The organism is Desulforhopalus sp., from assembly GCA_030247675.1.
In the GTDB taxonomy this organism is placed as follows: Bacteria; Desulfobacterota; Desulfobulbia; order Desulfobulbales; family Desulfocapsaceae; genus Desulforhopalus_A.
Window position 1 is genome coordinate 1 of the sequence record JAOTRX010000015.1, and the last position, 6,815, is coordinate 6,815.

Genomic DNA, 6,815 nt, shown 5'->3' on the forward strand with positions numbered 1-6,815 from the left:
GGCAGGGGATGTTTTGCCCCTGGTGGGTGAACTGGTTTTTACGTCAGATTAAAACGGAACTTCCTCGCCCGGCAATGGTGGGTTATCACCATTATTTCCATGAGTAGCAGAAGACGAGGCAGGTTCCCTATCAAAGTTTTTACCACCAAGCATTTCCATGCTCTTGGCAATAATCTCAGTGGTGTAACGAATATTACCGTTCTCTTCCCACTTTCTGGTTTGCATTTTGCCCTCAATATAGACTTTCGAGCCTTTCTTGAGGTGATCTCCGCAAATTTCGGCCAATCCTTTCCAGGCTACAATTTTGTGCCACTCGGTATGCTCCTGTTGTACTCCGTCTGCATCCTTCCACCTTTCAGTAGTAGCGATAGAAAAAGTTGCCACAGCAGTACCTTTCTGAGTGTAACGAATTTCTGGATCATTGCCTAAGTTGCCGATTATCATTGCTTTGTTCATGATGTTGTTCTCCTTGATGGGTTGTTGGTTTATGCTGCTTTTTGGATTTTTGGGAGTGTCGTCTTGGCGGTTTTAATATCCAGGTATGAGTACGAGCTTGATTCTTGAAATTCCTGCATCGTATGCCCCATCTCCGCCAAAAATGCTGTTAAGCGTCCGGTATCAGTATGTTGTCGCGTCCGAACTGCTTTAGAAAGGATGGTGTTGTTTACTTTGATTGAATGGCCGGCCTGATTTACTATTGAAAGTAAATTGGCCTTCATGGGTTCAATCTGTTTGTCCAATACCTTGCCCTGTTCCAGCAAAGATCGTAATTCGGTGACACAATCTTCCAGATCAGGAACCTCTTTGGCTGCAAATCTGGGACAGGTGGTCAAATTATTACAATATCCGCAGAGCGGGCTGGGGTCGGTTGGTGGATTTTTGGGGTGGCCGAGCATCATGAACTGATAATCTGTCCAGATGGATGTCGCCCTGTCTTTCAATCCTTTGTACAAAATCTCATCTGGCTTGTAGCCGTTGAAAAATCCAATATCACCGCTTCCTAAATCAATAGCCAGAACTGCACCTTTGACCCTGTAATCTGGAAATTGTTCTTTTAACGCTCCCATCTGCATGTACAGTTGAGATTCCCAGGAGCTATACGGCCCGTCAGGAATGGCGCTAACCGATTTGACTTCGAGTACGGCTTTCAGTTTCGGTGCATTGAAAACAAAATCAATGTGGCACCTGATGGGAGTATTACCGCTGGCAATAGCCTCAACCTGTCGGTCGAAATTATTAAAGCCTGCTGCGGTCATTGCGTTTGCGACAATATCCTCGGCCATGTGTCCTCTTTGGAAACGGAGCAATGTGGCCAGGTCATGTTCGGCGGGATGTAATCGATCAAGAATTACCTTTCGTGGGCAGTATCCAATATCAGATGCGCCAAGGTAGCTGCTTCGATCTCCCAAGGTGGTGAGGGTGTGTTGTTTTGCAAATTTTTGTAACCCAGTGAGCAGTGTGTTTTTGATATCCATGATGTTTCTCCTTAGAAATGAAAAATTTGCGGGGAGAACACACGGATTTCCCTTGAGGGAAGAGTGTTGCTCCCTCGTTGGGTGGGTAAAAACGCTATAACTAGCTTATGTTAGGGTCAGCTTAATGGGTTGTCAGGTCTTTGTACCAGTTTTTCTGATCTTTATTCCACTTGAATCCTACCGCTTTTAATAGCTCCTTCTTATCAAAGACTTTGCCCATTGCGATAATAATACTGTCATGATGTTCGTATGTGATTCCGTCAATCTTGGGCAGGGAAGCAGAATCGGTAGGTTCTGGAGGAGCTGGTTGAGTCTCTGTAGTTGGTGGTAATGTTGGTTGCGTCACTTCAGTTTTTGGTGGAAGAATTGGTTGAGATTGCGGGGTGCGTTTCGATTGAGATTGTCCGGGTGGCGCTTGTGGGCTGCGTGAATTGTAAACAGTCCCAAGTAAGCCACGATATGAATCCTGTCCGATAGAGCAAAGGGAGAGACATTTCTGAAGTGCATCGGTAATTGCTCCTTTCTCTGCATCGCCAACATTACCTTTCACTATATTCATCTGTCCTTTGTGTGATCCTTTGCAAAGCCACTCGTCGGTATCGGTTTTCAAAAATAACTTCACCTCTGCGACAACCTGATTATCAAAAATCTCTTCCTTAGTCAGTTCATAACGCCAGTTTTCCGGTCCTATGATTTGATTGACTGCGTCAAATACATATTGCGGTTTATAGCCATAGCGAATTTGACCAATCACCTTGCCGTCCTTGTCATTCATTTTAATTTCCTGCACGGCATTGCGGCCAAAACTTCTGATCAATTCGTTGATTTCGTGAATCTTTTCTATGAGTGTTGACATGGTTTTGTTCTCCTTTAATCTTGTGGATTGTGGGAGAAGACAACTATGCCCATGGAGGGAGAGTTATTTTTCTCCCGTTGATGGGGTGGGGTGTTGCTATGTGCTATGGGGAGTCAACGACAGAAGAAATCAAACGGATTTATCCACAAAAAAGAGGTTCGCAAATGCGATTAAACTTTTCTTGTATGGGATTTGTCCGGACGGATTTGTCTTGTCGATGAAAAAAAAGGGGGTTGGAAAAGTTGACGAAGAGGACAATGAAATCAGAATAAAAATAATAATATTGTCGTCTTGTCAGGGGAGGCCATATCCAAAATCATCCAAAAAAGAGGTTCACAAATGTGATTAAACTTTTCTTGCAGAAATCATATGGCAGGTACAAAAATCACTGGGTCATTCATCGAAATATATTATGAAAAATATACCATGAAGCCTCAGTTATTTTCCCGGAAGGGATTACTTAATTAAATTAAGTGGAATTATAGCCCAAATAAATATCCTTTCTTGAAAGAAATCAAGAAAATAATTGTTCGTGTTAACTCCTGGAGAAAATATCACTTTTTTTGCATAAAAAATGAAAATAATTCCTCAAAAAGCATACATGGCCGGAAAGAGATAATAGGAGGGAAAAATAACATCCGGCAAATATGCAGACCCAATACAACGAAATCATCAATTCTTTCGTCGATAAATATGGCCTCAGCCGAGGTAAGGTTGTCGCCGAGATCGAGAAGACCTTTTCGACTATGCTGTCTCGCTGGTATGGGACAGGTACGGTTGTCCTGTTTGGTGACGACTACCTGCAGGCACTGCACTATTCCAAGCAGTCAGGTATTCCTTTGCAATATCAGCTTGATTTTGTCTCCGTGCGGGGCTGGAATATGAAGGTTAAAAGTGAAATTATTCCAACGAGGCATGCCTATCCGATTAGCACAGGTCCAGCTAATCCCGCAGGATCGGGATGTTTATGCATCTTCGCAAAAAAAACTTGTTGCCAGCAATTACAGTCGTGTGGTGCTTCAGCATTCTGCAAATAGGCACCATTGTCCAAAATCGACGGTTAACTCGAAACCAGAAATGCCAACCTGTTGCAACCGGATAGGCATGTATCTAACCTTCATCCCTGCAAGCAGGGATGAAGGTTAGAAGACGGAGAACAAACAGGACAGAACGTCTATCAAACGTCATTTTGTCAATCGGCACCCCAACTGCACTGAGAGGGAAAAATCACAGGGCATCGCCGCATCCTCTTTCCAAAGGTTGCGATCCAGAGACGGCGTACAACCAAGATCCTCTTGAAGGCCTCGTTTGCCATCGGCAGTGCAAAGAAGAATAATCGCATGCCTATCCTGGGAGTGAACACGAATCTTGTACCCATGAAAGGTGTCAAGAAAGCCAGGATCATTTTTGGTCGCCAACCTGAGCAACTCCTCGTCTGTAGCGTCTGCAGGCGGATTCTGATAACGGACGAGAGATTCCATCTCTGAACTTAATTTGGTCAGGGCCGAACCGAGTGGTCGCAAGGACTTACTCTCATCAGTACGAAAGAGCATGCATCCGGAGGTGAGCGACACTAGCAAAATACCTACCATCGAAAATGTGATCTTCATCGTTCAGCTCCAAAATACAAGTTTGTCATCTTGGCCGTTCTTGCCTGTGTCCAAATTCCAATCACCTATCTGGCTAAGGTAACGGGTGTCTCCCGAGAAAGTGCCGGCGGCAACCGCCGCCCATATATCGCGAACATTATCCACCGCCATATCGAAAATTTCATCGTAGGAACGAAACCCCGTTGACGTAGGGTTTTGTGGGATTTGTAATTTATCAATATACATTCCCCGATCAATTGACTTGGCGGCTGGATAGGTCAGCCCACAATCAACCGCCACATGCCTGGAAAGAGGAAGAAGTTTATTCCCGTCTTCAACTTTGTCGACAACCTGCATAAAGCGATGATGCCATTTTTGGATGTCAGGCCTGTTGCTTGAATACTTTTCCGGGTGGTTCTTTTGGAGTATCTGGTCCCAGATGGTGACTATGGCGGTATCGAGATTGTGGCTTTCACCCAATTCTCCGCAACGCATTATCCCTGAATCAAGGTGTTCAGACAGGCCAACCTGACCCAGATTAAGCCGTTGAAAGATATACGCATCCTGATGCATTTCACATACACGGTGCGCCATCTTGTTCTCCGCGTATGGCCCAACCTTTAATTCAACAATCGGGTGGATGGTCACATCCATTGTTACATGGGCGGCATAGCCGAAAAGCCACGCTAACCCCTTTCGTTTTTCCTCTCCTTCCATGCCCTCCAGAATCCCAACCCCTGCCTGAATCATTGCTCCCGTATGAGTATAGTGCATGGCATCGGCCCATTGTGCTGCATTGCTATCCCCTATGGCAAGATAGGGATAGTCGGGGCTGACCGCACCAAGTTCCGTAAATCGGAAATACTCTAATAGAGCGGAGATGGCCTCATCGGGAAAACCAGGGGTCGCCTCCAGGCGGATCGGATCCCGCAAGATGTTGACCACCGTCATATGTGCATAAGCTCCAGGCATTATTTCCTCCTATTTGTCTATTTATGCGACCACAGCCAATTCTAAGAATCGGAGGTGGGAACCGGAACTTCCACTATGTTTGCTTAGGCTTGTTTATATACCAATTCGGATTGTTGATCATGCATAGCCATAAGTAATTCTCGTTTGGCAACCTCACCAGCTTTGCTGGAGGTTATTTAACTTGATGCTTTTATACAATTTTCAAACCGGACATTACTGTTTTTTTACATAAAAACAGAGAAAAATGAAAATAATTCCTCAAAAAAGCATACATGGCCGGAAAGAGATAATAGGAGGGAAAAATAACATCCGGCAAATATGCAGACCCAATACAACGAAATCATCAATTCTTTCGTCGATAAATATGGCCTCAGCCGAGGTCAGGTTGTGGCTGAGATCGAGAGGACCTTTTCGACTATGCTGTCTCGCTGGTATGGGACAGGTACGGTTGTCCTGTTTGCTGACGACTACCTGCAGGCACTGCACTATGCCAAGCAGTCAGGTATCCCCCTACAAAATCAACTTGATTTTGTCTCCGTGCGGGGCTGGAACACTCTCCAGAGGGCACTTGATCAGAATTTTACCAAGGTTGCTTGCCTGCATGAAGTGGCTCGTTATAAACAATTGGAACATGAGCTGCGATGGGGGGATATTATCCGTAAAAACAATGATGGTTTCCTGGTGGAGATCGAGATTGAAAAAGGCCTGGCAATCATAGCCGAGTGTCCATCTAATCGTGTCGGCATGCATGAACGGAATATGTTGGCCGTTGGCCAAAGACGAGCATTTCATCTGCGACGGGTGGACTCTGTGAAATTGCGCGGGAGCACCCGGGTCAAGGTGGTGGTTGATCGTGTTTCAAAGAATCTGGTGACTGCTTTACTGAGAGAGCAGCTTGGTACAGCCACAGAGATAACTCTCTATTGCACCAAACGGTATGTCGGCCATAAGAGTTTTGTTGAAGCCGGCGGGTTTTTACCAAAACAGGTAATTTTGACTGCATCCAGGGAATTGCATGAGCATATTCAAGTTACGGTAGGAAAGATCGCAGTGGGTAAAAAATCTTGATCTGGAGAAAACAGCCAAAAGAGCCGTATACCAAGATAGGCGATGGCTTTCATCTGGACCATCCAGACAAAATGATACCACTTGGTTTCCCTGATAATGACCGCAAAGGGCATTTCTGGTGCTTCGGGACAACCAGGGTGGGGAAGACCCGCACTATGGAAGGAATCATCGAGCAGGACATTCGCAAGGGGTATTCAGTGGTAGTCATCGACCCCAAGGGCGACAACGAACTTTTCTCCAAAATAGTACAGGTGGCTTACGACACCGGCAGGCAAGGGGATTTAATACTGCTTACCCCTGTCTTTCCCCAATACAGTGCAGTTCTTAATCCCCTCTCTCATTATTATATGGTCGAGGAAATAGTGGCCCATATTACCGCCGGTGTTGCGGTAGGCAGGGAGCCTTATTTCTTTTCTGTTGCCTACGAAATCAGCCTGGTGGTGGTACAGGCCCTTATCCTGCTGGCCGAGGCAAATAAAAGAATACCGGAGTTCAACCTCAACGATGTCAAAAATAATATCAGTCATGCTGATCTTGAGAAGCTGAAAGAAAAAATCGAAGGTATTGCCACCCCACGGGCCAGGCAGCTTGTAATGGATTTACGAAGGATTATCGCTTCGACAGCTGACTACCATTCCAAGGTGGCCTCTTCGCTGCGTGTGGCGCTGACGGAATTAACCAGTGGTAATGTAGGACAGATTCTTGGTCAGGCCAACGAAAACCGTTTCATCAGCCGCCTTGAGCAAGACAAAGGCGTTATCATGATTGTCCAGCTTGGCTCGTTGCTCACCAAACGGGCGGCTTATACCGCTGGGAAGGTCATTGCCTCTAACATCCAGGCGTTTGTTGGTCGCA

8 protein-coding genes are annotated in these 6,815 nt (G+C 45.7%); 3 read left to right on the forward strand and 5 right to left on the reverse strand.

All coding sequences use genetic code 11. The features are described from left to right. Positions 1–48: 48 nt before the first annotated feature. The 3 genes from OEL83_20930 to OEL83_20940 form a co-directional block, all read right to left on the reverse strand. The gene (locus tag OEL83_20930; GenBank protein MDK9709510.1) at positions 49–459 is read right to left on the reverse strand and encodes a single-stranded DNA-binding protein; all 411 of its coding nucleotides are present in this window, start codon (positions 457–459) and stop codon (positions 49–51) included. Between the two features lie 26 nt (positions 460–485). Next, a complete protein-coding gene (locus OEL83_20935; protein ID MDK9709511.1) occupies positions 486–1,475 on the reverse strand; it encodes a hypothetical protein in 990 nt (329 codons plus the stop codon). A gap of 121 nt (positions 1,476–1,596) precedes the next feature. After that, a complete protein-coding gene (locus OEL83_20940) occupies positions 1,597–2,331 on the reverse strand; it encodes a hypothetical protein (GenBank protein MDK9709512.1) in 735 nt (244 codons plus the stop codon). 647 nt (positions 2,332–2,978) lie between these two features. Here OEL83_20940 and OEL83_20945 point away from each other — a divergent pair. Then, positions 2,979–3,368 (forward strand): hypothetical protein, encoded by a 390-nt coding sequence (locus OEL83_20945; protein MDK9709513.1) that lies wholly within the window; start codon positions 2,979–2,981, stop codon positions 3,366–3,368. Between the two features lie 147 nt (positions 3,369–3,515). Here the strand turns inward: OEL83_20945 and OEL83_20950 are convergent, their stop codons facing one another. Together OEL83_20950 and OEL83_20955 are read right to left on the reverse strand one after the other, a co-directional pair. Beyond that, positions 3,516–3,941 (reverse strand): hypothetical protein, encoded by a 426-nt coding sequence (locus tag OEL83_20950; GenBank protein MDK9709514.1) that lies wholly within the window; start codon positions 3,939–3,941, stop codon positions 3,516–3,518. 3 nt (positions 3,942–3,944) lie between these two features. Beyond that, a complete protein-coding gene (locus OEL83_20955) occupies positions 3,945–4,892 on the reverse strand; it encodes a zinc dependent phospholipase C family protein (protein MDK9709515.1) in 948 nt (315 codons plus the stop codon). A gap of 387 nt (positions 4,893–5,279) precedes the next feature. On the opposite strand from OEL83_20955, the gene OEL83_20960 reads away from it, so the two are divergent. Further along, positions 5,280–5,960, forward strand: a complete 681-nt coding sequence (locus OEL83_20960) for a hypothetical protein (GenBank protein ID MDK9709516.1) — start codon at positions 5,280–5,282, stop codon at positions 5,958–5,960. Positions 5,961–6,031: 71 nt separating this feature from the next. Next, positions 6,032–6,815, forward strand: a 784-nt coding sequence (locus OEL83_20965) for a type IV secretion system DNA-binding domain-containing protein (GenBank protein ID MDK9709517.1), incomplete at its 3' end; no start/stop codon positions are given.